At 38.3% G+C, this 26645-nt stretch carries 26 protein-coding genes; 11 read left to right on the top strand and 15 right to left on the bottom strand.

The window, feature by feature from the left end; all coding sequences use genetic code 11:
• On the top strand, window positions 1-299 hold a 299-nt coding region (locus AC4MRQ_RS15315), incomplete at its 5' end, for a hypothetical protein (RefSeq protein WP_491198567.1).
• A 62-nt stretch (window positions 300-361) separates the two neighbouring features.
• Here AC4MRQ_RS15315 and AC4MRQ_RS15310 read toward each other — a convergent pair.
• The 12 genes from AC4MRQ_RS15310 to AC4MRQ_RS15255 all read right to left on the bottom strand — a co-directional run bounded on the left by AC4MRQ_RS15310 (window position 362) and on the right by AC4MRQ_RS15255 (window position 9256).
• Window positions 362-1411, bottom strand: a complete 1050-nt coding sequence (locus AC4MRQ_RS15310) for a permease (RefSeq protein WP_491198566.1) — start codon at window positions 1409-1411, stop codon at window positions 362-364.
• Between the two features lie 10 nt (window positions 1412-1421).
• Window positions 1422-2120 (bottom strand): aromatic aminobenezylarsenical efflux permease ArsG family transporter, encoded by a 699-nt coding sequence (locus AC4MRQ_RS15305; protein ID WP_491198565.1) that lies wholly within the window; start codon window positions 2118-2120, stop codon window positions 1422-1424.
• Window positions 2121-2585, bottom strand: coding sequence for a nitrophenyl compound nitroreductase subunit ArsF family protein (locus tag AC4MRQ_RS15300; protein WP_491198564.1), 465 nt, complete (start codon window positions 2583-2585; stop codon window positions 2121-2123).
• A 10-nt stretch (window positions 2586-2595) separates the two neighbouring features.
• Window positions 2596-2823 (bottom strand): thioredoxin family protein, encoded by a 228-nt coding sequence (locus AC4MRQ_RS15295; RefSeq protein ID WP_491198563.1) that lies wholly within the window; start codon window positions 2821-2823, stop codon window positions 2596-2598.
• 60 nt (window positions 2824-2883) lie between these two features.
• On the bottom strand, window positions 2884-3168 hold the full coding sequence (locus AC4MRQ_RS15290) for an ArsR/SmtB family transcription factor (protein ID WP_491198562.1): 285 nt from the start codon (window positions 3166-3168) through the stop codon (window positions 2884-2886).
• Between the two features lie 88 nt (window positions 3169-3256).
• A complete protein-coding gene (locus AC4MRQ_RS15285) occupies window positions 3257-3637 on the bottom strand; it encodes a DUF1987 domain-containing protein (RefSeq protein ID WP_491198561.1) in 381 nt (126 codons plus the stop codon).
• A gap of 219 nt (window positions 3638-3856) precedes the next feature.
• The gene (locus AC4MRQ_RS15280) at window positions 3857-4666 is read right to left on the bottom strand and encodes an AraC family transcriptional regulator (RefSeq protein WP_491198560.1); all 810 of its coding nucleotides are present in this window, start codon (window positions 4664-4666) and stop codon (window positions 3857-3859) included.
• Between the two features lie 48 nt (window positions 4667-4714).
• Window positions 4715-5074 (bottom strand): VOC family protein, encoded by a 360-nt coding sequence (locus AC4MRQ_RS15275; protein WP_491198559.1) that lies wholly within the window; start codon window positions 5072-5074, stop codon window positions 4715-4717.
• A gap of 212 nt (window positions 5075-5286) precedes the next feature.
• Window positions 5287-6483: a rhodanese-like domain-containing protein gene (locus tag AC4MRQ_RS15270; RefSeq protein ID WP_491198558.1), complete on the bottom strand. Its 1197-nt coding sequence runs from the start codon at window positions 6481-6483 to the stop codon at window positions 5287-5289.
• A gap of 1 nt (window position 6484) precedes the next feature.
• Complete coding sequence (locus AC4MRQ_RS15265) at window positions 6485-7018, bottom strand: YeeE/YedE thiosulfate transporter family protein (RefSeq protein WP_491198557.1); 534 nt, start codon at window positions 7016-7018, stop codon at window positions 6485-6487.
• Window positions 7015-7674, bottom strand: a complete 660-nt coding sequence (locus AC4MRQ_RS15260) for a cytochrome b/b6 domain-containing protein (RefSeq protein ID WP_491198556.1) — start codon at window positions 7672-7674, stop codon at window positions 7015-7017. Before AC4MRQ_RS15260 ends, AC4MRQ_RS15265 begins: the two co-directional genes overlap by 4 nt.
• A 7-nt stretch (window positions 7675-7681) precedes the next feature.
• On the bottom strand, window positions 7682-9256 hold the full coding sequence (locus AC4MRQ_RS15255; protein WP_491198555.1) for a tetrathionate reductase family octaheme c-type cytochrome: 1575 nt from the start codon (window positions 9254-9256) through the stop codon (window positions 7682-7684).
• Window positions 9257-9636: 380 nt separating this feature from the next.
• Here AC4MRQ_RS15255 and AC4MRQ_RS15250 point away from each other — a divergent pair, with 380 nt between their 5' ends.
• The 6 genes from AC4MRQ_RS15250 to AC4MRQ_RS15225 all read left to right on the top strand — a co-directional run bounded on the left by AC4MRQ_RS15250 (window position 9637) and on the right by AC4MRQ_RS15225 (window position 15226).
• On the top strand, window positions 9637-11871 hold the full coding sequence (locus AC4MRQ_RS15250) for a molybdopterin-containing oxidoreductase family protein (RefSeq protein ID WP_491198554.1): 2235 nt from the start codon (window positions 9637-9639) through the stop codon (window positions 11869-11871).
• A 12-nt stretch (window positions 11872-11883) separates the two neighbouring features.
• Window positions 11884-12417 (top strand): 4Fe-4S dicluster domain-containing protein, encoded by a 534-nt coding sequence (locus AC4MRQ_RS15245; protein WP_491198553.1) that lies wholly within the window; start codon window positions 11884-11886, stop codon window positions 12415-12417.
• Between the two features lie 18 nt (window positions 12418-12435).
• Window positions 12436-13377, top strand: a complete 942-nt coding sequence (gene nrfD / locus AC4MRQ_RS15240) for an NrfD/PsrC family molybdoenzyme membrane anchor subunit (RefSeq protein WP_491198552.1) — start codon at window positions 12436-12438, stop codon at window positions 13375-13377.
• 37 nt (window positions 13378-13414) lie between these two features.
• On the top strand, window positions 13415-13939 hold the full coding sequence (locus AC4MRQ_RS15235; RefSeq protein ID WP_491198551.1) for a YeeE/YedE thiosulfate transporter family protein: 525 nt from the start codon (window positions 13415-13417) through the stop codon (window positions 13937-13939).
• Window positions 13940-13952: 13 nt separating this feature from the next.
• Complete coding sequence (locus tag AC4MRQ_RS15230) at window positions 13953-14543, top strand: YeeE/YedE thiosulfate transporter family protein (RefSeq protein ID WP_491198550.1); 591 nt, start codon at window positions 13953-13955, stop codon at window positions 14541-14543.
• Window positions 14544-14605: 62 nt separating this feature from the next.
• Window positions 14606-15226 carry a rhodanese-like domain-containing protein gene (locus tag AC4MRQ_RS15225; RefSeq protein ID WP_491198549.1) on the top strand — a complete coding sequence of 207 codons (621 nt, stop codon included), beginning with the start codon at window positions 14606-14608 and terminating at the stop codon, window positions 15224-15226.
• Window positions 15227-15394: 168 nt separating this feature from the next.
• Here the strand turns inward: AC4MRQ_RS15225 and AC4MRQ_RS15220 are convergent, their stop codons facing one another.
• From AC4MRQ_RS15220 to AC4MRQ_RS15210, 3 genes are all read right to left on the bottom strand, one after another.
• Window positions 15395-16366 (bottom strand): permease, encoded by a 972-nt coding sequence (locus AC4MRQ_RS15220; protein ID WP_491198548.1) that lies wholly within the window; start codon window positions 16364-16366, stop codon window positions 15395-15397.
• Window positions 16264-16746 (bottom strand): permease, encoded by a 483-nt coding sequence (locus AC4MRQ_RS15215; protein ID WP_491198547.1) that lies wholly within the window; start codon window positions 16744-16746, stop codon window positions 16264-16266. The genes AC4MRQ_RS15220 and AC4MRQ_RS15215 overlap by 103 nt, the downstream gene beginning before the upstream one ends.
• Before the next feature lie 68 nt (window positions 16747-16814).
• Window positions 16815-17006, bottom strand: a complete 192-nt coding sequence (locus tag AC4MRQ_RS15210; protein ID WP_491198546.1) for a (2Fe-2S)-binding protein — start codon at window positions 17004-17006, stop codon at window positions 16815-16817.
• 540 nt (window positions 17007-17546) lie between these two features.
• Here AC4MRQ_RS15210 and AC4MRQ_RS15205 point away from each other — a divergent pair.
• From AC4MRQ_RS15205 to AC4MRQ_RS15190, 4 genes are all read left to right on the top strand, one after another.
• Window positions 17547-20660 (top strand): SusC/RagA family TonB-linked outer membrane protein, encoded by a 3114-nt coding sequence (locus AC4MRQ_RS15205; RefSeq protein ID WP_491198545.1) that lies wholly within the window; start codon window positions 17547-17549, stop codon window positions 20658-20660.
• A 12-nt stretch (window positions 20661-20672) separates the two neighbouring features.
• Window positions 20673-22046 carry a SusD/RagB family nutrient-binding outer membrane lipoprotein gene (locus AC4MRQ_RS15200; protein ID WP_491198544.1) on the top strand — a complete coding sequence of 458 codons (1374 nt, stop codon included), beginning with the start codon at window positions 20673-20675 and terminating at the stop codon, window positions 22044-22046.
• A gap of 438 nt (window positions 22047-22484) precedes the next feature.
• Window positions 22485-25655: a SusC/RagA family TonB-linked outer membrane protein gene (locus AC4MRQ_RS15195; RefSeq protein ID WP_491198543.1), complete on the top strand. Its 3171-nt coding sequence runs from the start codon at window positions 22485-22487 to the stop codon at window positions 25653-25655.
• An 11-nt stretch (window positions 25656-25666) separates the two neighbouring features.
• Window positions 25667-26645: RagB/SusD family nutrient uptake outer membrane protein (locus AC4MRQ_RS15190; RefSeq protein ID WP_491198542.1), on the top strand; the 979-nt coding region annotated here is incomplete at its 3' end.

Here is a 26645-nt window from a genome sequence, read left to right as displayed (position 1 = left end):
GCAAAGAAGCAAAGAAAGCAATGATGAAACTACTGGATTTTATTGTTCAGGCAACCAATAATGATCCGGCAGCAATAAAGGCGGGGTATTTATTAGACGGAACACCCTTTGTAGATTATAGCAGTGCTGCGTTTACAGCACCATTGGTTACAGCAGCAATGATCGATGCAAAATACCAGGATTTTCTGAATAAAGGTTGGGATGAAATGCAACAGATGAAACACTCGTATTATGGTGATACAATTTGCTTATTAAATATGCTATTAATATCGGGAAACTGGTGGTGTCCGGTTGAATAAAGATCAATACACAAACAGAAAACGCCCGACCAGTAATTGTTTTAATACCGGTCGGGTTATTTTTATAGTATCCAATTAAAAATGTAGCCCAGTAGGATTATAAAAAGAGTAATAGTGCCAAAAAAGATACCAATAAGCTTCCATTTCATTACCTTCTTCAATAGAGTAGCTTCCGGGAGTGATAAGCCAACAACTGCCATCATAAATGCTATGGCGGTACCAAGCGGCACTCCTTTTGCAACAAACACCTGAATGACCGGCACAATACCTGCTGCATTGGCATATAACGGAACGGCCAGAATCACAGCCAAAGGAATGGCATACCATTTATCCTCGGATAAGTATTGTGTGAAAAAATCTTCAGGAACAAAGCCATGCATTAAGGCACCCACTCCAATTCCAATGATAATGTACAACAGTACTTTCCTAACGATGTTCCATCCTTCTTCAATAATGGAAGGCAGGCGTTGTATAAAAGGAGTATTATCTTTTTCAAACTGGTTAAACTCGCTTTGTGAGTTTTCCTGAATTTGTTTAACCCAATCAGATAAGTAACGATCTAATTTCAGCTTACCAAGTATATACCCACCAATCATTCCTAAGAGTATTCCTGAAGAGGCATAGATCAATGTTGCTTTCCAACCAAACAGACCTAAAAACATGGCTACCGCTACTTCGTTTACTAAAGGTGAAGTAATCAGATAAGCGAATGTGACCCCTAGTGGTATACCTCCCTGCACAAATCCTATAAATAACGGAATGGATGAGCAGGAGCAAAACGGTGTTATGGCCCCAAAAAAGGAAGCAAAAAAGTATTGCAGTCCGTAAAGTTTTTTGGTGGTCAGATAAACGCGCAAGCGCTCAACCGGAAAGTAAGTGTTGACAACACCCATCAAAGAACTGATCACGAACAGCAGGATGATGATTTTAATGGTGTCGTAAAAAAAGAAATTGATTGATTGGCCCCAATGCGATTCTGTGCTAAAAAGAAATAAATCGTAGGTTAAATAGTCGATTAATGGCTGCAGGTAATAATACAAAAGTACGATTAGTGGCAAACCAACTAGTATCTGAACTCTTAAGTCAATTTTCTTTAGTATTGCAGTTGTCATGTTAAATACCTTAGAAGAATAATGTGATAATAAAATAGAGTCCTGTGAAGATAAATAGTACAGCAATGATTCGTCTGAACCAAATCTCGAATGTTTTCATTTTATTATACATGCCACCAATTGAGCCAACACTATAGGCAAGTAGCCAGGCAAATATGACGACCGGAATGCCTGTTGCAATAGCAAAAATAACAGGCAGATATAATCCACTGGCACTGGCAACAGTCATAGGCATAAGCATGCCAAAATAAAGTACACCACTATAAGGACAAAAGGCCAGGGCAAATACAATACCTAGAAGTGTTGCACCCCATAAACCATTACGTGATCGCTCTTCCATCTTATCAGTCAACTTGTTTAAACCAGGAATGGACAATTTGATAACACCCAGCATAAATAAGCCAATTATAATTAATATTGGGCCAAGTAGTTTTTCGCCCCATTCCTGAAACAAGCCACCCAACTTCATTTGACCCAAGCCAAAATAAAAGATCAGACCAATAGCTGTATAAGAAATGGCTCTTCCTAATGTGTAAAACAGTCCGTTAACAAACACGCGTTGCTTGCTTTCAATGTCTTTGCTGATAAAACCAATTGCGGTGATGTTAGTTGCCAACGGGCATGGACTAACGGCAGTCATCAGTCCGAGCAAGAAAGCTGATAAAATGGGAAGTTGAGAGTTTTCCAACAAGTTTTGTAGCACTTCCATCTATAACATTGATTCAATGGTTGATTGCAAAAGTGCTTCCAGCTTTTCGGGCTTGGTGCGTGCATTTAAAAAGGCTTCATTGGTCAGATTTACCATTTTATCTCCTTTCATCACCATTAAAGTTTGCCAGTCAATATTATACTTTTGAGCCAGCTCTTTTTCTTCTTCTCGATTAATGGAGTGGAATGGAACTTCTTCTTTATAGTGTTTGGCAAGCGTTTCTTTGGTTACTTTTTCAACCGCTTCGCAAGTGGCGCATCGTCGGGTAGCATGAAAATACACCACACTTACTTTGTTGGCATCAATGGAGCTTGCTGTTTTGTTGCAGCATGCTTGTGAGGTTTCAACAGCATTATTTGAACAGCATGATTTTTCTTTTTTATTGTTGGTGTTGCAGCCTACAAGTGCAGAAATTAGCAAGATGCAAGCCAGCCCTGCGTTTAGTTTTTTAAGGGATTTTCTCATTTTGTTGGAATTACAATAGTTCTTTAATTTCGTTTACTGATGGTACTTTACCTTTTACAACCACTTTCCCGTCAATTACTAAAGCAGGTGTGGTCATAACGCCATAGGTCATTATTTGCATAATGTCTTCCACTTTTTCGATGTTCGCATCAATACCTTTTTCTTCAACAGCTTTGCGCGTTACTTCTTCGAGTGAGCTGCATTTTGTACAGCCCGTACCTAATACTTTAATTTCCATAATTGTATATTATAATTTGTTCGTAGTTCGTAAAATGCCGAACTATTGGTTTAAATTTTTTTACAAGTCAAAAAAATCCTTTAATAACTCCCTCGCCTCTTTCCAATTCTCTTTATTAATGCAGTATTTAACCCTTGGAGCTTCCGTTTCTCCCTGGATTAAACCAGCATCTTTTAATTCTTTTAAATGTTGCGATAAGGTAGATTTAGCAATGGGTAATACCTCTGTGAGGTCACCGCTGTAACAACAGCTTTGTAATGACAGGGTTTGTAAAACAAAAATGCGTACAGGGTGTCCAAGAGCTTTGGCGTATCGAGCGGTACGTTTTTGTTTTTCTGTGATCATATTGTATTGTTCGTAATTTTGCGAACAAATATAATGAATGATTTGAATAAATCAACAGCCGATAAGTATTTAAGAAATAAAAGTTCAGTTAGTCAGTTTCAACGATCTTAACCGGAAAATTGACAAGAGCTTGATAATCCTCTCCGGCTTCAATCATATCATCATCATCCTTATCGCAAATCCATTGAACAATGGTTTCATTGTTATTGCTGTATAAACAATCAAGTTTCTTGAAAATATCCAGAATAAACTTGGATGAGACTGTGTTAAAATATTCAAAATGGATGTTAACAAGAGTTCTGGCAGAAGGATTATGAATATATGCTTCCAGCCAATTCAACATTGGGTCGAAAAATATGTGACCATTTTCTGGAGTAGCCTTACCTTTTATTTCCATAAGGCCCTTCGAAGGATCGAAGTGTATGTAAGGCGTTTTTTGTGTTGCCTCCTTAATTAAAGGTGATAGCATATCGCAATTTTGTATGGGTGATTAGTAAATGTAACAATATGTTATCAGAAAAGACAGTATTTTATTGAAAAACAAACTGTATTGTTCAGAAGCAACCATGAAATTGTTCGAATTACCAACTTTTATATGTGATGATTGATAAATGATACTAGTGATTTATTATGATTATGCATAACTCAATTTCCAATACTCTTTAAAAGTAGAATTTCCAATAGATCACTAATAAATTCCAAAATAATCCGATTGTGGAGGGCAGGTGCTAAAGAATTGACGGGGCGATAATCCTGAATATTTGATGAAGTCATTGTTCATATGAGCCTGATCGTAATAGCCACATGTTAAGGCCAAATCAATAAGCGAAAGAGCTGGATTCTGAGCTTTTTTGTGTAAAGCATATTGAAAGCGAATGGTATTGAGAAAGGTTTTGGGTGTACAACCAACCATTGAAGAAAAGGAGCGCTCAAATTGTTTGCGACTCCAATAGGTTTGTTCAGCCATTGAACTGATCGTTTGACCTGTCGGATTGATTCGGGGAATGAGATGGCTGATCCGCTCGGCTTTATAACAGTTCCCCTTGTGTGTAAGGTTAGTTACCAGGAATTTTTCTATCAACTCCACTTGCATTGAGGATTGTTTCGATTCGTAAAGTTGCTCGCTCAATTGTTTTATACCCATTCCAAAAATTAAGCTGGCATCAATCGATTGGTTAAGCAGTTCACCAAGTATAAGCTTGTTGATGGCAGCCAGTCCATGTGGTTGAAATGTAACCGAAATCATTTTCAGATGCCCAGATGCAGTTATGTCGTAATAGCTCTTTTGCTGTCCCGACAAAATTGCACAAGCATTAAGATCTCGGTTATCATCAAAAGTTGATGCTTTATTTCCCAGGTAAAAGCTCAATTCAGGTAATCCGGTTGGTATAATTCGTTGGGAGTGAGTATGCTGGTGTGGATAGTTGCATTCCATTAACCAGTAATGCTTAACGATATCAGATAGTTGGGGTGATGGATATATAATCTTGAATTGCACATGATAAAGGTAAGCAGGGGCGTGAACCCCTGCAAATGAATACTGAACTTAAAATTGACTGTACAAACCTATTTTATTGCCTTCACAATCAATAAATGTTGCAAAATAGCCCCGGCCTTCAGCTTCAATTTTGGTTTTAGGCAATATCACCTTGCCACCCTTATTTTCCAGGCGTTCAATAGTAGCTTCCATTGAGTCAGGGACGTGAAAGCTTGGCAATATACCATCGGAAGACGGATTAAAGTCCTTGGCAAGCGATAAAGCCCCTTCATCATTGGGTAGTAATGCCATTTTTTCGTGTCCAAAATCCAAACCTTCCAGCGAAAGCTGAAATACCTCGTTGTAAAATGCGATGGCTTTTTCCATGTTTCTGACGGGTATTTCTACCCAGGCAATTAATTTGTTCATAACTGTTTGTTTAAATGATTTGACATTACAAACCTACAGAGCACTTATGGAACAAAATTGGAAAAATAAGACATGTTTATACCAAAGAACAACAAGTAATCATGGGGTTGAATTTCTAGTCTAAAGTCTCCAAAGGCAGATACAATACTGTCTGAAAACATCAACACCCCAGCTATTAACTGAGGTGTTGATATGTGAACTTTATTGTTTCTTTAACTACATCCGCCCTGAACACGTTTGACTTTTTTAACTACTGGTCTGTCTAAATTGGCTACAGCTTCACCAATTTCTTTAAGTTTTTGTGCTGCATCTTTTCTAAAAATATATACATCCTGATCAACATTGGCCTCAATCGGATCGTCAGATAGCAAGAAGAAGTTGCTGTTAAATTCATCCGCCGTATTGCTCAATGCAAAGTTATCTGCTTTTCCATGGTATTTTGCTACCAAACATGCTCGTTGCGATTGCTCGTACGACGCTCCATAAAATACATTGGTTTTAATATTTTGAACAATGATGGCAAGGTTTTCTGCCTCATGTAATTTGTCAAGCGGGATGTTAATAGCAGTTGGAATATGAAAAGCCTTGAACTCTTCGGCCGAACGAACATCGATAACATTATACTGATAGTATTGGTGCATGAGTTCGTAAGCCAGTTTGTCTCCTTCCATCATCTTTGGTTGACATTCGCCACTGGCCAATTTGGCATCAATGCGTTGATTCATTAATTCACCGCGCGTTGGAGTAATCATGGTGATTAATACGGTTATTACCGCCAGACCAACGGCCATGCTGTATTTTGTAATATCCTTTTTTAACCATTGAGTGGTTTTATTATTCACATTGTTTTCGATCATGGTAACACCAACAAATGCGCCGGTGGCCACAAATACCATAATTAACGCAAAGGCCTCACGGGATATGCCCGTCATTTCAAAAACTAATAAATCACCAAGGTTTTCGGCTACCATTAAATCCTTAATTAGCGGGTAGCCTTCAACGAAAGCAAATATTCCCAGACCAGCTCCAAATACAAAAGCCCAGCCATCTATTTTACCACTGGCCGCCGCCACAACACTTGTTCCCGGACAAAATCCGCCAATTATAAATCCGCCTCCCATAATGACGCCACCGATTATGGCGGCCCATAAAAAGGTTGGATTGATAAAAATGATGTCAACATCTAACAAGCCAAGATGATTGAGTGACGTAATGCCTACCATCGCTGTTACGCCAGCCGTAAAGAATACTTTTAAAACGGTAAAATCATAACCGTAAAACAGGCCCACAAGTTTGCGGGTTGATCCAAATCCGGCTTGTTCAAGTGCAAAACCAAATCCCATACCAACAATAATGGCAATGATAAAGTTAAACTCGTTACTTATAATATCAGGTACTAATGGTCCCATCTTAGTTTACTTTTTTAATCCATAATTTTCTGAAAAACCATGCCATGGCATATGCCATTCCAAAAATGGACATCATGGTTACAATTCCGCCAAATGACATAACAGCCATTCCACTTAAAGCGGCTCCACTGGTGCAGCCTCTTGCCAGCTGACTGCCAAAGCCAAATAAGGCACCGCCAAATATGGCAGCAGCTATTCGGATGCCGTTTTTTACACCCGGGCCTTTTTCAATTTTAACAGTCACTCTGTTTGACATCACAGCCGATAAGAATGCTCCAATGACAACGCCAATAACCTCAAATACAAGCCATGATTTTAAAGGTCCGTCCGGATTGTTCTGACGCTGAGTTATGTAATAGTCTGTTGTCGCAGCATGCTCAGGTGCAACGTTTTCGACTATTTGAACTACAAAGCTTTTAATGGCACCGCTGGCGCCTAAACCACGTCCGGTTATATAGATGGTTGTTAATAAAACAAACCCTAGAAAGAATCCGGCTAAATAGGGATTCATATATTTTTTAGGAGCTTCTTTCATGATAAATTGTTTTTAGTTTCTTCAACTGCCTCTTTAGGCATATCTTCCTCTTCTTCTTCCAAAAGTTCCCAACCTGAAATCATGGCTTTAATATTGGCTGTAACAGAATGACCTGTTGTAGTCATATAAACATGTACAACTATAAAGGCCATCAACAACCAGGCTCCTAAAGTGTGTGCCCATGCAATGTATTCCAGTGGAATGTCACTGACAACAATGATGTCGTTCACATCAAACGTTTTATAATAAAGATAGAGCAAGCCAGTCAGAATCATTACCGGTGCCATCAATAGTTTAAAACCAAGATAGGTGATGGCCTGAAGTGGGTTAAGCTTCTTTTTAGCCGTTTTAACAGTAGGGTGGGGTGCTTTTTTAAACATGCCTACCGTATAGTATTGTATCTGCTCTTTTAGTTTTGAAATGGTTGGAATGTACTGCTTCCACTCACCAGTTGTTAAGTGCCAGAATATTGAGAAAGCAATAAGTGCAAGGAGTAAATAGGAAGCAATATGGTGAAACGTCACCGCTTTTTCAAAACCTAAAAGCGAGAAAGAACCATGAATTTCAAACCCGGTAAGTGCCAAAAAGAGGATCAATGCAGCCTGGCTCCAATGCCAGAATCGCTCAAACTTTTTATAGATATATACTTGTTTCATTTGATTCTTATTTAGATTCCAGTTCTTTTTGTTTTAATGCGTTGATTAATCGAGCCAATCCATGAATAAAAACGCCAGCTAAGGCTCCCCATAATAAGAGGCTTCCCATCAAATCAATCCAGTCATTTTTATCGCGGCCCGGAAGATAAAAGTCATTTAGGGCTGCCAAACGGCCATTGTCTCTTGTATGGCATTCTTCGCATGAAAGTGCTTTGTCCTTTGGAGATACCATATGATTGATAGGCCAGTACATCTCAGTTTCGATAAACTCGAATTCGCCGCTATATGGTAAACCAACGCCCTTCATACCGGCTTTGGCAGCCAAATGCCAGTCAAAATCTTTCCAATAGGCACTATCTCCTTTCGCTTCGGCATATACCTTAGGTTGGATTAACATTTTTGTTTTTGGATCGTAGATTTGGTCGCCACGATGGACTTTTACAGGGTAAATCTTAGAATGGATATCATCAGTCGATCCCAATAGCTTATTTACTTGTACCGGGGTGTTCGTGACTGTATCACCCAAGGCATAATGTTGCGCATTGCCATTAAACCACATGTATTCCGGCTCAATGTTGTTAGCCCACTCAAATTCCCCCTTAATGGATAAATAGGTGTGGTTACCCAATGAATCTTCTTCATGATACGGGTTACCATCGTCATCTAAACGTCCGGCTTCAGACCAGCGCCATGCCATCTTTGTTGAGTTCTCTTTGGCATAGGTTGGGATATGGCAGGTTTGACACGATACTTTTGAAAAATGACGGTTTAAAACATCATCCAAATGAGGTTTGGTTGTATGGCAGTCCTCACAGCGTAAGCGATTAACATTTGTAGAAGAAACAGAATAGAGTTTACCTTTGATTTGATGATTTTCGGCTGAGTGACAATCCACACAATCCATGTTAATACCATTTGATGCCATGTGCACATCCACTTCACGGTTACATGATAAAAGTGCTTCTTCCAGGTCGCCATGCTTTACATTGTTGCCACCACCACTATAAAAATGACATGCTCCACAATTAATTTTATTGGGGCGACCAACACTCAGGGCTACCTTATTCAGGTTTACATTTCTGTCCGGATAACCCGACATGGAGGCGCCTTTAATGTACTCTTCACTCTGGTCGTGACACACCATGCAGTCTACATTGCGGGCATTATTAAAATCGAAAGTGTTGTGTGACATTCCAAAACCAATGTGGCATTTTGCACAGGCTTGCTCATTGGTGCTAGCACCAATACAAAAGTTGTTGAGGACATTTTTCTTTCCCATTTTGGAAATACCCTTGTTTTCAACATAAGCAATGCGTTCCCAGTTCCAGTGGCTGGAATGCATAATTTCTTCATGACGCTGATTGTGGCAAGACAAGCATGTCTCTGTTACATCCTGAGGACTTTTAAATTCTTGTTGCAGAATTTTAAATTGGCTATGATCGACAGATGATTTGTGTTTATTGGCAAACTTCTGTTTCAATTCAAATTGGGATAAATTAAGCGGTTTATCCTTATGGAAGAAATTAACCAAAAGCAAAACAATCACCGTAGTCAATACCGAATAGGTTATCGTTTTATTCATATTAATTAGTTAGTTGTGTGTTTTTTAGATCGTAACTGCTTGGATTTCCTACTATCGAAGAATTATACCTTGCATCTAATAATCCAGAGACAAAGATATGTAGATAAATAGATATAAGATAAGGATATGTAGATATTTAGATAGTTTAGAATGAATCTTATTAGCATTAATTATGGAGGTGTTGTAATTGTATTGTTTTAGAAAGAGTTGAGTTTTGCATCTGGGTTACATGCTATCTGAACACCTGGTGTATCATTAAGAATTTTAATTCAGTCTAAATATTGATTAATCTACACATCTAATTATTAATCAATCCACACATCTAGTTATGTGTATATTTTACTAAATTTGTCAATACAACATTCAAAATGAATAAGCCGATGAGTAAAAGTAGAAGAGATTTCATTAAAATTTCGGCACTTGGAACTATAGGTGTTTTTGCCGGTTCACGATTGTTAATGTCAAACAACCATAAAGTTATCCTTGAAAATATAAAAGGTCCATGGATGCTGCCTCAGGATTTGGTTAGAACGCCAACCTATTGCGAGGTATGCTTCTGGAAGTGTGCTGGTTGGACTTATAAAAATAACGATGGCCAAATTCAAAAAATCATTGGTAATGATGATGATCCCAATAGTAATGGACGTTTCTGCCCCCGTGGAACAGGTGGTGTAGGTATGTATTATGACGAAGACCGCCTGAAAAAACCTTTAATTCGTGTAAAAGGAGCCGATGGTAAACAGACGTTTAAAGAAGCATCTTGGGATGAGGCTTTTGATTTTATCCAACAGAGGTTAGAAAAAGTGATTGATGAACATGGACCGGAGTGTTTAGCACTTTTTACCCATGGCTCAGGAGGAACTTACTTTGGGAACTTATTGAAATCTTTAGGCTCACAGAATATTACTGCTCCATCATATGCACAGTGTCGCGGACCTCGTGAGGTTGGTTTTATAGCTACCTTCGGAGACGGTTTAAGTTCACCTGAACCGACTGATATTCGCGATTGTAAATGTATGGTGCTGATTGGTTCTCATATTGGCGAAAATATGCATAACGGGCATGTGCAGGAAATGTCGGATGCAATTGATAAAGGAGCAACCATTATTACTGTAGACCCTCGCTTTTCAACTGCAGCAAGCAAATCAAAGTACTGGCTTCCAATTAAACCTAGTACCGACCTGGCTTTGTTAATGGCATGGATTCATGTTTTAATTTATGAGGAACGATACGATAAAAAATACGTTGAGCAATATACTATTGGTTTTGAACAGCTAAAAGCTCATGTGAAACATATGACGCCTGAGTGGGCGTATGGAATAACAACCATCAAACCACAGGTTATTCGCGAAACAGCGCGTGAGATGTCTTATGCTTCTCCGGCCACCATTGTTCATCCAGGACGTCATGTTACCTGGTATGGCGATGATACCCAAAGACTAAGGGCAGTAGCTATTTTAAATGCACTGTTGGGTTCTTGGGGGCGCAGAGGCGGTTTTTATATACCAGATAAAGCAAAGGTGCCTGGTGTACCGCATCCTCCTTATCCTAAACCCCGTAAAACCTGGCGTGATGCAATGGGAGGTAAATATGAACTGGCCGATTTAGCTTTAGCCAATGGTGTGTGCGATGCAACCATTCCTTCAGCAACTATGGATTGTAATATCAAAGCGTGGATTGTAAATGGTACGAACCTAATAGAGACTTTACCTAACAGGGCTAAAACAATTGAAGCAATCAATGCACTAGATTTAATGGTTGTGGTTGACACCATGCCGATGGAAATCACAGGATTTGCAGATGTTGTTCTACCTGAATGTACATACCTGGAGAGATACGATTCACTAAGAATAACACAACATCGCGAACCAACTATTTCATTACGAATGCCGGCGATGAAACCTAAGTACGATTCGAAACCAGCCTGGTGGATGGCTAAGAACCTGGCCGAACGAATGGGTAAAGGCGATTATTTTCCTTTTGACTCCATTGAAGAGGAGCTGGACTATCAATTGAAGCAGGTTGGTTCTTCTTTAGAGGAAATGCAGAGAATTGGTGTTAAAAAGATGAAGCGTGAATATGATGATCTGTATTTTAGAGATGGCGAGGATATTGAGTTTAATACCAACAGTGGGAAGATTGAATTGTACTCTACATCTCTTGAAGAATATGGATTTGATCCGATGCCAAAATATACTGCTCACCCCGAACCACCAGCCGGATACTATCGCCTGATATACGGACGAGCACCTATGCATACATTTTCTCGTACAGCCAATAATCCGAATCTGACTGATTTGATGGATGAGAATACAGTTTGGGTAAATCCGAAAGTAGCGAAAGAATGGGATTTGAAAAATGGTCAGGAAATATTCCTTCAAAACCAGGATAATGTAGTATCAAGCTTTCCGATTAAAGTACGTATTACCGAGCGTATTCGATGGGATTCAGTATATATGGTTCATGGTTTTGGCCATGCCAATAAAAAACTGAGCCGTGCCTACGGAAAGGGAGCGAGTGATTCTGAGTTAATTACAAATGTAATGATGGATCCTATAATGGGAGGCACTGGTATGAGAGGTAATTTTATAACATTTAGATTTAATAAAGCATAAGGAGAGACAGCTATGAGATATGCAATGGCCGTAGATACTAAAAAATGTGTGGGCTGCAGTGACTGTGTGGTAGCTTGTCAGACAGAAAATAATGTGCCTATCGGATACTGCCGCGATTGGATTGTGGAAGTGACTGATGGTACTTATCCTCAGTTGGAACTGGAGCATCGATCGGAAAGGTGTAACCACTGCGAAAATTCACCATGTGTACGATGCTGCCCAACTGGAGCCAGTCATTATAGCGACGGTGGTATTGTAATGGTTACCAAAAATAAGTGTATAGGATGCGGTGCGTGTATTGCATCATGTCCGTATGATGCTCGTTATACCCACCCCAAAGGTTATGTCGATAAATGTACATTTTGCCTTCACAGGGTAAAGAAAGGTCAGCAGCCGGCTTGTGTGGCTGTTTGCCCAACCAAGTGCATGTATTTTGGTGATTTAGATGATCCTAATTCAGAAGTGAGTAAGGTGATAAAGAGACGAAAGTATAAGACACTTATCCCTGAAGCAGGAACAAAACCTCAACTTTACTTTTTGATTTAAACCATTCAAAAGAACAAAATGAAAGAAGAACTTATTGTTAGCGGGCGAATGAATCCGCATATCGACCCGCAATTACAAATTTGGGAATGGCATATACCTGCCTACTTATTTTTGGGTGGTTTAGCTGCTGGAATATTATTTTTTGCCAGTTATTTTTATATAAAAGGAAAAAGTGAAGAATATCCGACAGCTGTTAAATTGGCTCCAATTTTTACTCCGGTATTCATCGGGTTAGGATTGTTATTTCTATTATTGGATTTAAAGCACAAGCTTTATTTTTGGAGATTATATACTGCATTTAAGATTGAATCACCGATGAGCTGGGGAGCATGGACACTAATGGCTATTATGCCATTGTCCGGCATCTGGGCTGCTTTAAATATAAAAACACTCTTCCCGAAATGGGACTGGAAATTTGACGTTGTAAAAGATACTATCAAAGTGCTCGAGGATTATAAAACACCAATAGCATGGGCTATAATGATTCTTTCGGTGATACTTGGTATTTATACCGGTATCCTGCTATCTGCATTTAATGCACGCCCTCTTTGGAATACCTCAATTCTTGGACCTTTGTTTCTTGTATCAGGTATGTCAACTGGTGCGGCGGCAATCATCATTCTTTCGAAATTAAAAAAAGAACGTCATACTTTTGCTCGCATCGACCTGTTACTTATTGCAATAGAGTTATTTCTGATAATCCACATGTTTATGGGGTTCAGGGCAAGTTCACAGGTACAAATCGATGCATCAGCAATGTTCCTTGGTGGTCAGTTTACAGCTCCGTTTTGGGTATTTGTAGTTGGGTTTGGTTTAATAATACCAGCTACCCTTGAAGTACTCGAAATGCGACACAAGAAGATTCCATATATGGTTGCACCCGTATTGGTATTATTCGGAGGATTACTTTTCCGATTCATAATGGCATATGCCGGACAGATGAGTCGCTGGCTGTATTAAAAAGCATTAATTGATTAATAATATAAAACAGATATAAATGAATAAAGAACAAAGTAATAGGTATATAAACCCATATTTGGGTGGCGTACTGCTTGGTCTTGTGTTACTTGCCGCCTTTTATTTCTCGGGTAGAGGACTTGGAGCCAGCGGTGCGGTAAAGAGTGCTGTTGTGGCCAGTGTTGAAACTGTTGCACCCACTCATGTAGAGACAAGTGATTTTTACTCAAACTATAAGAAATCACACAGAGGCGGACCTTTAAAAGATTGGCTGGTTTGGGAGATGTTGGGTGTTCTGGTTGGTGGATTTGTTTCTGGCGCCATGGCCGGACGACTCAAATTCAAAGTGGAACATAGCCCCAAAATAACTAATAAAGTACGTTTGTTATTTGCTGCTGTTGGCGGTGTTTTATTTGGTTTTGGCTCGCAACTCGGTCGCGGTTGTACAAGTGGATCGGCATTAAGTGGTATGGCGGTGTTGTCATTGGGAGGTTTTATTACCATGGCATTTATTTTCGGTACTGCCTTCGCGTTAGCCTATTTTGCACGTAAATTATGGATTTAATAAAGACACAGATATGGGACCTTTAATTGTATACGAATATATCTCAGAATACACCAATTTGTTGATGGCCTTCATCATTGGTATTGGATTTGGATTTGTACTTGAGCGCAGTGGATTTTCTTCATCAAGAAAACTGGCCGGAATGTTTTATGGTTATGATACAACGGTGTTGAAAGTATTTTTCACTGCTGCAATTGTTGCAATGCTTGGCTTATTATTCTTTAGCCTGTTTGGTTGGATCGATTTAAGTTTAATCTATATTAACCCTACATTCTTATGGTCTGCTATTGTTGGTGGGGCAATTATGGGTGCTGGTTTTATCTTAGGCGGATTTTGTCCGGGTACAGCATTTTGTGCTTTATCAATTGGTAAGCTAGATGCCTTAACTTTTATAGGAGGATTAGTAATTGGTGTTGTTGTGTTCACCGAAGGATTTCCTTTATGGGAAGAGCTCTTTTATGCCGAGAATATGGGTACGCCGACCATTAATGAACTAATGGGATTGTCACGTGGCGCCTTTGGGTTAATCCTTATTTTAGCTGCTTTTGGTATGTTTTTCGTAGGGGAGTGGGCCGAGCGTAAGTTTCCAAGGGAAGAATATTAGGGTGTATTTAAATGGATTGATAATGAGCTGGCTGTTAGCAGCTAGCGCTTAAAAGCAATATTATGAAAATGCGATTAAAACTGGCTATTGCAATTATACCGTTGGGTATTATAATTGCGGCAGTGCCTGAAAATACCACAAGACCATATAAGCTTACTGCTCCACAATTATTAGATGAGGTAAAAGAGGGAATGCAGTTTATCTCCACCGATGAGGTAGCTGATATGTTAATTCAAAAAGATCCATCACTACAGTTAATTGACGTGCGTGATAAGGACAGCTTTGACAAATATCATTTACCAGGAGCTATTAATATTCCGTTGGCAGATTTACTATCTGTTGAAAATGAAGATTATCTTAATCAGGATATTAAAATGAACGTGTTTTATTCCAATGGCACAACATCAGCTAATGAAGCTTGGATGATAACGCGTCAATTGGGATACATAAATAATTACGTGATGCAGGGAGGACTAAATTATTATGCTGAAACCATTATGAACCCTTCGAAACCAGCTTCGACAAGTGCAGATGATGAGTTTGCCAGGTATGATTTCAGGAAGGGAGCCAGTGTAGCTCTTGGTGGAGGAAGCTTAAATGCAGTTACTCAGAGTGCACCATCTGCTCCAAAACCAGTTATTAAAAAGAGGCCTAAAAAGAAAAGAGTGGCAGGAGGTTGTTAAACCAAAAACTCTTAAGTTGCACTTTTGAGATTATGATTTGCCAAAAGAATAATGCCTGTTTATTACAGTATTGTAAAGACAGGCATTGGCTTTATTGTGATGTCTGATATTTATTTGTTTTAAGCTTGTTAGATAGGGGATTGTAGTCTATAGCACATTTAAAGAGTATTATTTGTCGGCAGTTATTCCTTTAAAAATATAACCAAGCTTTTCAATTTCATCTTGAATAGTAGCATCATCTAATTCTTCACCATCTATTAAAACATCATTTGACTGAGGATTGGCGATAACTTTAACGATACCATTCAGTTTTAGTAGTGATTGTTCAACGCTGTTTTTGCAATGACTGCATGTCATACCTTCAACAGTGTATTTTTTTGTAATTAAGGGCTTGGCTATGGTAAATGAAGCAAAATCAGATGTTGTGACCGATGCAGTGTTGTTGAGAACAACAGAATTGATTTGAGCTTTTGCTTGCGTTAAATTTTCAAGGTTTTTGATGGATGATTTCCATTGTTTTATATATCCAAGTAAGATTAACCCAACCAACATGGCGGATGCACTTAGTTGCAGCCATTCCGGTAGTACTTCGTGATGATGCAGATGATTGGTATCTGTTATCATCATAAACCAGTTTCTTGGGGAAAAGTTATTAATGATAGTTTCAAAAAGAAGTGCCCCACCAATGATTGAACTTAGATATGCCATAAGTGTTTTGCCTCCAAAAATATTTTTTATTACTGTAATAGTGGCGGCATTGGTGGCTGGTCCAGACATTAACAATACAAGCGCAGCACTCGGAGATAACCCTTTGAGCATTAGGATTGCCGCTATTGGAACGGAAGCAGTTGCACAAATATATAATGGAACCGAAGCTCCAAGTATTATTAACATACTCAACCATTCATTCGAAAGATAAGAGATGAAAAAATCACTCGGAATGACTATGTCAAGAAAAGCAGCAATCAGAATTCCAATAACCAACCATTTGGCAATGTCCATAAGGAATTCATGGAATCCATACCTGAATATTTCCTTTAACTTATTAGTATCAGTTGTTCTTTGTTTGCTTTCTTTTTTACTCTTACCATCATTCTGAATACTTTTATCGGTGGTCGTTTGGTCGTGATTATACCACATAAAACGCCGGTAATTAAGGCAACAATTACCCGCATGATTGCAAATGGTAATCCAAGAAGGGAATAGGTAACAAGTACTGAATCAACTCCGGTTTGTGGTGTGGAAATTAAAAATGAAACACTAGAGCCTTTGGAAGCACCATTTCTATAGAAAGAAATTCCGGTTGGAATAACACCGCAGGAGCAAAGAGGTAATGGTATTCCTAAAATGGCCGTATTAACAACTGATCTCCAACTGTTCTGGCCCATATAGCGATCAATCCACTTACGTGGGAACCAAACCTTAAGCATACCCGCAAATAGAAAGCCAAGCAAAAGATATGGAGCCATTGAATTCAATAAATCCAATAAAGATTGTAAGTATGTTAATGTCACATTCATGTCAAATGCTTTCTAAAAGAACAGTATAGCAGTATATATGGTTTGATTCACTTATTATACTTATTTAATTAATCGATTACTTCGATAGATTCTTTGTGCTTTTCAATCATCGCTTCGATGCTGGTAATACATCTACCACAATTTGAGGCAGCTCCGGTTTTTTCCTGAACCATTTTAAGAGATGGTTTGTCAATATTCTTTATAGCTTCAAGTATTTTATTTTCGCGAATTCCGGAACACAAACAAATTAGTCGATTCATGTTGTTATTTTTTCGCGAAAATACATCTTTTTAACTGATCTTTAAAAATAGTGCGAATGAGAATCAAGTGTTAATAAAAATTAACAAATGTTTATAAAAATTTTGCATTTTATTCTCTGATGATATATATTTGGATAGCTCTTTGATTTACAGGATTTGATTGTTTTAAGATTTTATGGAAACAATACTTATAAAGTGATTTTTTACTAGTGAATATTGTTTCAATTTATAAAAAAATATAATTTTGTAGTGTCAATTTCGCCAGTTGACTCTTATTAAAGAACAAAACACAACTAAAAAGAAGTTTAACCTTTATCGCCATTATTAACTTTTTTAAACCTTTGATCATGTACACTAGAAACCGTTACTTTCAAAACAAGAATTTTACTTGAAATTTACTGATTCTTATTTGATAGACTTGGCATGTATTTGTAAATAAATACATGTGGTCTATCGCGTAAGAAATTAATCTATGAATTGTATCAATGTGAAAATCACATTGATAGGTTATCACTATTATTAACTTAAACCTTTTGTTTTATGCGCAGATTAGCATTAATCGCGTCCCTGATGTTATTCGTGGGACTGAACGCAATGTTTGCTCAAACAACGACCATTACCGGTAATGTAACCGATAGTGAATCTGGTGATCCAGTGCCGGGTGTTTCAGTTGTTGTAAGAGGAACAACTATTGGTACTGTCACAAATGTTGACGGTAACTACACATTAAGTGTACCTAATGATGCGACAAATTTATTGTTCTCATTCGTGGGTATGAAAACTCAGGATGTAGTTATTGGAGGAAGGACAACAATTAATGTTGTTATGGAATCTGAAGCTATTGGAGTTGATGAAGTAATTGTTACTGCTTTAGGAATTTCAAAAGAGAAAAAAGCCTTAGGATATGCAGTTACAGATGTTGGATCAGAAGAACTGCAAAGAGCAGCAGAATCGAATGTTATCCAGTCACTTGCAGGTAAAGTTGCCGGTGTTCAAGTAGTTGCATCAGCTGGTACTCCAGGTGCGTCAAGTAAGATTGTAATTCGTGGAGCTTCAACATTTAGTGGGAATACTCAGCCTCTAATTGTTGTGGATGGTATTCCGTTGAATAACGAAACTGTTCAGACAACAGCCGGTGATTACCCATTTAACCAGAACTTAAGTGGGGTAAATAATTCAAACCGGGCTTTGGATATTAACCCGGATGACATTGAGACGGTTACTGTTCTTAAGGGACCTGCGGCTGCGGCTCTTTATGGTACTCGTGCCGGTAATGGTGTAATTATATATACTACTAAGAAAGGCTCGGCTCGTAAGGGTATTGGTGTTAATGTTAGTTATTCCCTTGAAATGAATGAGGTAAGTCAGTTACCAAATTTGCAATACGAATATGCACAAGGTAATGGAGGAGAATTTACAACAGCAGATCCAGGGCCGGATGAAAGATTTTTTACTGATGATGACGTTAGTTGGGGAACCTCAGGAAGTTGGGGGCCAAAAATTTCTGATGATCCGAACTTATCTTCTTATAATAATGTAGATGAGTTTTTTGAAACAGGTATTTCCCATAATACCAATGTATCTCTTTCAGGTGGAAACGAGGATGGTACTTTCAGGTTATCATTTGGTCATACAGACCAGGAAGGTATGATTCCAAATTCAGGTTTTGAAAGAAGTTCAGTCAGGATTACAGGTGATTTAAAGATTAATGATTATCTGAAAATTGGAGGTTCGGCCAACTATGTAAATTCTGGAGGTGTTAAAGTACAAAATGGTAGTAATCTGGCAGGTATTATGTTGGGTTTAATGAGGACTCCGGCAAGTTTTAACCTGTTACCGTATAAGTATAGTAATGGTTTTCAGAGGACTTACTTTGCTTTCTATGATAATCCATATTATACAGCTAATATGAATGAATTTACCGATGATGTAAATCGTTTAACAGGTAATACTTTCATAGAGGTGAAGCCGATGGATAGAATGAGAGTTACCTGGAAAGTTGGTGTCGATTCATATTCTGATCACCGTCAGCAAAAATTTGCTGTTTCTTCATTAGGTGATGATAATTCAGAATCAACTGGACAGGTAAATTATAATGATCTGATATTTACTCAGTACTATTCTGACCTTATAGTAAATGGTGATTGGGATCTTACAGATGATCTGAACTTTGCGTACACTGCTGGTTATAACATCACAAGTAGCAAGTATACAGATAGTTATTTAAGGGGAAGAGAATTAGCTATTCCTGAATTCTACAATTTAAGTAATGCGACTTCTTTGTTTGCATCTAACTATGAAGAGAAGATTTTCACAAATGCATTGTTTGGTCAGTTGGATTTTGGATATAAGAATCAATTATATCTTTCATTAACAGGTAGAAATGAATGGTCATCAACTTTTGGAGCAGATCAAAGAAGCTTCTTTTATCCATCTGTTACGGGTTCTTGGTTATTCTCTGAAACATTGGATCTGCCAAGTTGGTTAACCTATGGTAAATTCAGGGTAGCTTACGCTCAAGTAGGTATATTCCCTGAACCATATCGAACTAAAACTTTCTTTACCTCTCCTGTTATTACTGATGGTTTTACCAATGGTGTAAGTTTCCCGTATGGTGATGTAAATGGATTTGGTTATTCAAGTACATTAGGAAATGCAACTTTAAAGCCAGAGCGTAAAGTAGGTACCGAATTTGGATTGCAATTGAATTTTTTCCAGCGCGTAGATGTGGATTTTACTTATTATGATGAGAAGACTAAAGATATCTTATTATTTAAGCCGATTGCTCCTTCATCAGGATTTACAGATGATTATACAAATGCCGGAGAGCTTGAGAATAAAGGTATTGAATTGCAAATTGGTGTAGATGTTATCAAGAATAGTGATTTTAACTGGGAGGTTATTGGTAACTGGTCGCGTAATAGAAATAAAGTGCTTAAGCTTGCTGATGGTGTAGATCAGATAAGTATAGAAAGCGCGTTTACTTCAATTGGTTCCTATGCTATCGTTGGAGAGCCTGTTGGAGTGTTTTATGGGACAATGTGGAAAAGAAATGATGCAGGTCAACTGGTAATTGGAAGTGATGGTATTCCAATCAAAGAAGATCAGGAAGGAAATATTGGAAATCCAAATCCAGATTGGTTAGGAGGACTGCGTAATACGTTTACTTATAAAGGATTTACGCTTACAGCTATGTTGGATTTCAGACATGGTGGAGATGTGTACAATGGTACTTTTGCCCGATTAAATAATTTAGGAAGAACTGAAGACTCTGCTGATAGGGAGCGCGATTATGTTATTCCTGGTGTAAAAGAAGATGGATCTGCTAATGATATTGCTATACCAGCTGTTAATTATTATAAGCAATTTGTTGGTGATGCAGGAGGTGCTGCAGAACAATTTGTTGAAACTGTTAATTGGGTTCGCTTACGTGATGTTTCATTGACTTATTCATTTGTTCCTCAAGGAAAAATGTCATTTGTTAGAAATGTAGAATTGTCTGTTACGGGTCGTAACTTATGGTTGGATACAAATTATAAAGGTGTAGATCCTGAAACAAGTTTAACAGGTGCAGGTTCCAATATTGGAGGATTTGATTATTTCAACAATCCAGGATCGAAGTCATATATCTTTGGAGTTAAACTATCATTTTAATAAGTTATAGTTATGAAGAAATTAATATATATCTTAATCATAAGCTTGGGGATTTATTCATGTGAATCCAAAATGGATGAGTTTGGAATTAATCCTAACTCTCCTGAGGTTGTAACACCCGGTTTATTGCTCAGTGCAACGCAGGTAGGAACATTTGCTACGTATTCAGGTCAACTTGGGAGGCTTACAAATATTTTTACCCAACATACAGCAGGTACTGTAGAAGGATCTCAATATTTGCGTTTTGCAAATTACGATTTAACGGAAGGTGATTTTAATAATGAATGGTCTGGTATTTATACCGATGTGTTAATTAATGCCCAAACATTAATAGATCAATTCGGAGAAGCTAATCCGTATTATACTGGTATCTCTAAAGTTTTAATTGCCTTTAACTTAGGGATTGCTACAGATTTCTGGGGTGATGTTCCTTATAACGATGCATTGCAAGGTTTAGCGGGGAATAAAGCTCCGTCATATGATTCGCAGGAAATGGTCATTAGCGCAATTCATACATTATGCGATCAGGCAATAGCACATTTCGGAGTCGATGTTAGCGCTAATTCATTTGTGCCTGGATCAGATGATATTATTTTTGGAGGGGATCTTGATCTTTTGAAGTCGGCTGCTTATATGCTAAAGGCCAGATATGCACTTAGGTTAACGCAGGTGAATGAGACACAGAGCGTGGATGATGCACTTTCTTTTATTAATCTTGCGGGTTTAGCAGGGAACGAAAATGATATGAATGCAAAATTTCCCGATTCAGGAGGTAATAGTAGAAATCAATGGATAGATTTTCAGAATCAGAGAGGTAATTATATGAAGATGGGAATGTACTTTATTGATATGATGGATGATAATGATGATCCGCGTTTACCTTTCTTTGCAACAGAAGATGCTGATGGTGGTTATTCAGGCAATGCTGCTGATGATGTTGAGACAACTACAACGTCAGATGTAGGAACTGCAATTGCTGCAAATACTCAGGATATTGGTATGTTAACATATGTAGAAGCTAAATTTATTGAAGCAGAAGCTTATTTCAGAGATGGTCAGACAACCCCGGCACAAGAAGCTTTTGAGGCAGCAGTTACTGCTTCTCTTCAAAAAGTGGTTGGTTCTGTTGATACTGATTTCGTGGCTGATGCTACCAGTGTATTATCTCTTGAAAACATTATTGTTCAAAAGCACTTGGCTTTGTTCTCATCTTTTGAGCCATATAATGATTATAGGAGAACAGGATACCCAGCTTTAGTTCCGAATCCAAGTTCACAAACACAGAAGATTCCTGTTCGATTGCCTACGCCATCAGATGAACGTAACTACAACCCAAATGCAACTGTAGTATCTGATGTTGATGTACCGGTGTGGTGGGATAAATAATAAAAATGCTATATAAACTTTTAAGCTGTGATGGAACGTAGATTAAAGGTTTAGTTGTGTGAGGAAGGGGTGCCAAAGGGCGCCCCTTCTGATTTTAGGAGGGTTGGTGTGTTTGTTATAAATCTTAACAGATAAATTAAAAATAGTTAAATATTGTTATTTCATATTAATATAGTATATTAGTGTGATAAAAGTCATTTAAAATGACTTTTAAACTATACGATTTAGTATTTGAAATACAATTCATTACGACTAAAAATCGTATTAGCTTAGACCTCAAATCTAGTCCCAATAGATTTAAATAAACCTCTTATTAGAGGATGCTTAAATTAAGCATTCATCATATTGCATATTAAAGGTTTAATAGTTGTGTGGATTAAAAATATAATTGCCTATTGAGAGGCACTAATCACAATTATTAATTAAAACCTTTAATCTATGCAAAGATTAGCATTTCTCATGTCTGCTATTTTATTAGTCGGACTTAACGTTATGTTTGCTCAGACAACAACTATTACCGGAAAGGTGACCGATAAATCTGATGGTCAGGCTATCCCGGGTGTTTCGGTTGTTGTTAAGGGCACAACTGTAGGAACGGTTACAATACCGGATGGAACTTATTCACTTGAAGTTCCAAGTGACGCTACCACTCTTATTTTCTCATTTGTAGGCATGGTAACGCAAGAGGTTCTTATTAGTGGCAACACAACCATTAATATAGAACTTCTAAGTGATGATGTAGAAGTAGGAGAGGTAATGGTTGTTGCTTATGGCACAGCTAAAAAAGAATCATTTACAGGTTCGGCAGAAGTAGTGGCTGCTGAGAAATTAGAGAAACGGGTAGCTGCTAATGTATCCAAAGCGATAGATGGCCAGGTCGCAGGGGTGCAAACAACTTCAGGCTCTGGTCAACCTGGTTCTGGTGCAAATATCCGAATTCGTGGGTTTGGTTCCATTAACTCCAGTAATGCTCCCTTGTATGTTGTTGATGGTGTGCCTTATGATGGCAATCTGAATGCTATTAGCAATAGCGATATTGAGACTGTGACTATTTTAAAAGATGCATCCGCAGGAGCCTTATATGGTTCGAGAGGTGCCAATGGGGTTGTTTTGATAACCACGAAGAAGGGGAGTGAGGGCACTACTTCGGTAGAGCTAAAAGTTTCACGTGGTTTCGCTAACAGGGCCATCAAGCCTTATAATACATTGAACAGCCAGCAATACATTGAGACAGTTTTTCAGGGCTACAAAAACCAGCTTATTTTTCAGGATAATATCGCACCCGAATTGGCAGGTCAAATGGCAATTGAGGAGATGGTAAGTAATAACGGTGTTTTTGGAGATAATGAGCAATACAACTTTTACAATATGCCGGTTGCCAATCTTATTGATCCGGTAACTGGCCGCGTTGATCCATCTGCACAATTAGCATTTGAGAGTGATTGGCTTGATGAAATTACCAATGATAACGCAGTTAGAGAGGAGTACCAGATATTGGTAAATGGTGGAACAGAAAAGACAAGAATGTTTTCATCCTTTGCCTACCTGAATGAAGATGGCCTTTTAAAAAATACAAACTTCAAGCGTTTCTCAGGTCGTGTTGGTGCTGAGGTTGATGCTAAGAATTGGTTCAAATATGGCGGAACTTTGAACTTTGCCCAGACAAATAGTGATTACCTTTCGGCCGATGGATCAACATCATCCAATGTTTGGTATTCAGCTCAGTTTATGGCACCAATCTACCCTGTTTATATGCGGGAACGAACTGGTGGTCTAATTTTGTCAGAGACTGGCGAAAAACAATTTGATTATGGCCTGCACCGACCCAGTGGTGCAGATCCAAATTTTAATTCGGTAGCTACTTTATATGAAGATCAGAGTAAAGAGAAATACGATAATCTATCAGGACGATTTCATGTAGATTTTCTTGGAGATGGAATACACAAGTCAATTAATGGATTGAGTATTGTAACTAATCTCGGATTTGATTATGTGAACGCCAATCGTCATATATACAACAATCCTGACTTTGGTAATGCAGCTGCTGCTAAAGGACGCTTGTATAAGTATAATGAGCGAACTTTTGCATATACCTGGAACCAACTAGTCCGTTATGAGAAGGATTTTGATCTTCACAATCTTAAGGTTCTGTTGGGACATGAGAACTATGCTTATAAGTATAATTATTTCTTTGGCTCAAAATCCGGTTTCCCATTTCCTGGTATTGTAGAATTGGCACCCGGGACTACCACAACAGATTTAACTTCATATGAAGATAACTACGCCATTGAATCATACTTTACCAATGTATCTTATGACTTTAAAGATAAATATTACCTGAGTGCCAGTTTCAGGGCAGATGCTTCATCACGCTTTCATGAAGATCACCGTTGGGGTAATTTCTGGTCAATTGGTGCTTCGTGGCGTATCTCTGAAGAAGCTTTTATGGCCGGTGTGGAACAGGTTAATAACCTGAAATTAAGAATGAGCTATGGATTACAAGGTAATGATAACATTAGTACCGCAACAGAAAGTAATTATTACGCATGGCAATCGCTTTATGATTTAGATTGGCCAAATGCCAGTTTGGGAGGCGCTGTTTTATCTTCTTTAGGTAATGAGAAAATAAAGTGGGAAGAAAACCTGAACTTTAATATTGCAATAGATGCCCGAATCTTTAATACTGCAAGTTTTACATTAGAGTACTATAACCGAAAAACTATAGATATGCTGATGGAGAAACCCATGCCATTGTCTACCGGATTTGAAAACTATTGGGCTAATGTTGGAGAAATGCTAAACCGTGGATTTGAATTCACCACCACGGTTGACTTGCTAAAGACCACGAATTTTACATGGATTGCCAATGCCAACCTTGCCACCATCTACAATGAAATATTGAAATTAGATGGCGATAATGATCAGATCATTAATGGAATTCGAATTAATCGAGTGGGAGAAGAGCTTAACTCGCTTTGGCTTGCAAAAAGTGCAGGTGTAGACCCTACGAATGGAGCCCAGCTATATGAAGCTTTCGAAACAGATGAGAATGGCAATAAAACCTACTATATTACCGATAAAAAAAACGAGGCGGTTAACTCAAGCAGAATTTCAGGCAGCCGTATTCCTGACTTTTATGGTTCTTTCGGGAGTGAATTCAGATTCCTGAAAAACTTTGATGCTTCTTTTTTAACCACATTTTCAGTAGGTGGTTATGTTTATGATTACGTGTATCTGAATTTAATGAATCCAATTTATATTGGCGCGAATTATCATGACAATGTTCAGCGGGCATGGAAAGAACCAGGTGATATCACGGATATACCCCGGATCGAAAACGGAACTGGATTCGCCAGAGCCCAAACAGATGCAGATCTTGTTGATGCATCCTATTTTGCTATTAAGAACATCACATTAGGATATACTTTTAATCAGAGCCTTACCGAAAGAATTGGCTTGAAAGATGTTCGATTTTATCTGACTCTGGATAATGTTGCTCTATTCTCATATTTAGATGGTATGGATCCGCAGTATAATTTCTCAGGTTCTACGGATTTTGTTTATGCACCGGTTAGAACGACGCTTTTAGGAGTTAATGTTAAATTTTAAACTAAGAAAAGATGAAACGAATTATATACTTCTTTATAGTTTTTGTATTGCTTGTAATCACAGCATGTGAGGATAATCTAGATACATTTCCAACTGACAAAGCATCCGGTGCTGAGTTATTCTCTGATGTGGATAAAGCAATGAGTACAATTAATGGCTTATACCGGGCTATGTACATGACCGGATGGGGGGATTTTTGGGAAGATGAACAGTTTGGTCATGTAGCAACCATGCACGCCGGTAGCTTAATGGGTGAAGATATGTTGCAGAATGAAGGTGGAAGTGGCTGGTTTTATTATGACTACCAGTACCAGGTAAAAGCCGACTACACCAATAATGGAGGACGTCCTTATTCGACATGGAACTTCTATTACACTTTGGTAACAAACTTGAACTCCATACTGGCTTCGAAAGAGACATTGTCTGGTTCACCAAGCGAGATCAATAACCTGATGGGACAGGCATTCGCTTTAAGGACATTTTGTTATTTTAACCTGGCGAGATTCTATCAGCAAACCTATTTTGGAAATCAGAACTTACCCGGAGTACCCATTTATACTGAACCAACAACAATTGAAACTGAAGGCAAGGGGCGTGGTACTTTAACAGATGTCTATACACAGATAAATGCTGATATTGATAGTGCTTTGCTTAGACTACATCCAGACATTGCTACCGGGAAGGAGCATATCTCAAACCTTGATTACTATTCGGCTAATGGTTTAAAAGCAAGGATTAAACTGGAGCAGCAAGAGTGGCAGGAAGCATACGATGCTGCAACTATAGCACTTACGGGTGGCACAACGATGATATCAGAGATTGATTTAAAGAATGGATTTGCCTTTAATGATGCTTCAAACAATTCAGTTTTATGGGGATTTGAAATAATTGATGATCAGGTAAACCGTTCAGGTTATGCTTCTTTTTTCGGACATATGGACGCCAGCGTTGAATCATTTTATGCCTATACTTCGAGAGTTTGTATCAGTA

This window comes from Carboxylicivirga sp., assembly GCF_982718395.1.
Note: the sequence above shows the minus strand (reverse complement) of the source record. Positions and strands in the feature narration are given on the sequence as shown.

Coding starts and splice junctions, on each gene's coding strand:
- nrfD (WP_491198552.1), top strand. CDS start 12,436: ATGAAAGAAGAACTTATTGTTAGCGGGCGAATGAATCCGCATATCGAC.
- AC4MRQ_RS15305 (WP_491198565.1), bottom strand. CDS start 2,120: ATGGAAGTGCTACAAAACTTGTTGGAAAACTCTCAACTTCCCATTTTA.
- AC4MRQ_RS15255 (WP_491198555.1), bottom strand. CDS start 9,256: ATGAATAAAACGATAACCTATTCGGTATTGACTACGGTGATTGTTTTG.
- AC4MRQ_RS15290 (WP_491198562.1), bottom strand. CDS start 3,168: ATGATCACAGAAAAACAAAAACGTACCGCTCGATACGCCAAAGCTCTT.
- AC4MRQ_RS15220 (WP_491198548.1), bottom strand. CDS start 16,366: ATGTGGTATAATCACGACCAAACGACCACCGATAAAAGTATTCAGAAT.
- AC4MRQ_RS15210 (WP_491198546.1), bottom strand. CDS start 17,006: ATGAATCGACTAATTTGTTTGTGTTCCGGAATTCGCGAAAATAAAATA.
- AC4MRQ_RS15200 (WP_491198544.1), top strand. CDS start 20,673: ATGAAGAAATTAATATATATCTTAATCATAAGCTTGGGGATTTATTCA.
- AC4MRQ_RS15265 (WP_491198557.1), bottom strand. CDS start 7,018: ATGAAAGAAGCTCCTAAAAAATATATGAATCCCTATTTAGCCGGATTC.
- AC4MRQ_RS15285 (WP_491198561.1), bottom strand. CDS start 3,637: ATGCTATCACCTTTAATTAAGGAGGCAACACAAAAAACGCCTTACATA.
- AC4MRQ_RS15215 (WP_491198547.1), bottom strand. CDS start 16,746: ATGAATGTGACATTAACATACTTACAATCTTTATTGGATTTATTGAAT.
- AC4MRQ_RS15250 (WP_491198554.1), top strand. CDS start 9,637: ATGAGTAAAAGTAGAAGAGATTTCATTAAAATTTCGGCACTTGGAACT.
- AC4MRQ_RS15235 (WP_491198551.1), top strand. CDS start 13,415: ATGAATAAAGAACAAAGTAATAGGTATATAAACCCATATTTGGGTGGC.
- AC4MRQ_RS15275 (WP_491198559.1), bottom strand. CDS start 5,074: ATGAACAAATTAATTGCCTGGGTAGAAATACCCGTCAGAAACATGGAA.
- AC4MRQ_RS15195 (WP_491198543.1), top strand. CDS start 22,485: ATGCAAAGATTAGCATTTCTCATGTCTGCTATTTTATTAGTCGGACTT.
- AC4MRQ_RS15310 (WP_491198566.1), bottom strand. CDS start 1,411: ATGACAACTGCAATACTAAAGAAAATTGACTTAAGAGTTCAGATACTA.
- AC4MRQ_RS15225 (WP_491198549.1), top strand. CDS start 14,606: ATGAAAATGCGATTAAAACTGGCTATTGCAATTATACCGTTGGGTATT.
- AC4MRQ_RS15300 (WP_491198564.1), bottom strand. CDS start 2,585: ATGAGAAAATCCCTTAAAAAACTAAACGCAGGGCTGGCTTGCATCTTG.
- AC4MRQ_RS15205 (WP_491198545.1), top strand. CDS start 17,547: ATGCGCAGATTAGCATTAATCGCGTCCCTGATGTTATTCGTGGGACTG.
- AC4MRQ_RS15230 (WP_491198550.1), top strand. CDS start 13,953: ATGGGACCTTTAATTGTATACGAATATATCTCAGAATACACCAATTTG.
- AC4MRQ_RS15270 (WP_491198558.1), bottom strand. CDS start 6,483: ATGGGACCATTAGTACCTGATATTATAAGTAACGAGTTTAACTTTATC.
- AC4MRQ_RS15295 (WP_491198563.1), bottom strand. CDS start 2,823: ATGGAAATTAAAGTATTAGGTACGGGCTGTACAAAATGCAGCTCACTC.
- AC4MRQ_RS15260 (WP_491198556.1), bottom strand. CDS start 7,674: ATGAAACAAGTATATATCTATAAAAAGTTTGAGCGATTCTGGCATTGG.
- AC4MRQ_RS15245 (WP_491198553.1), top strand. CDS start 11,884: ATGAGATATGCAATGGCCGTAGATACTAAAAAATGTGTGGGCTGCAGT.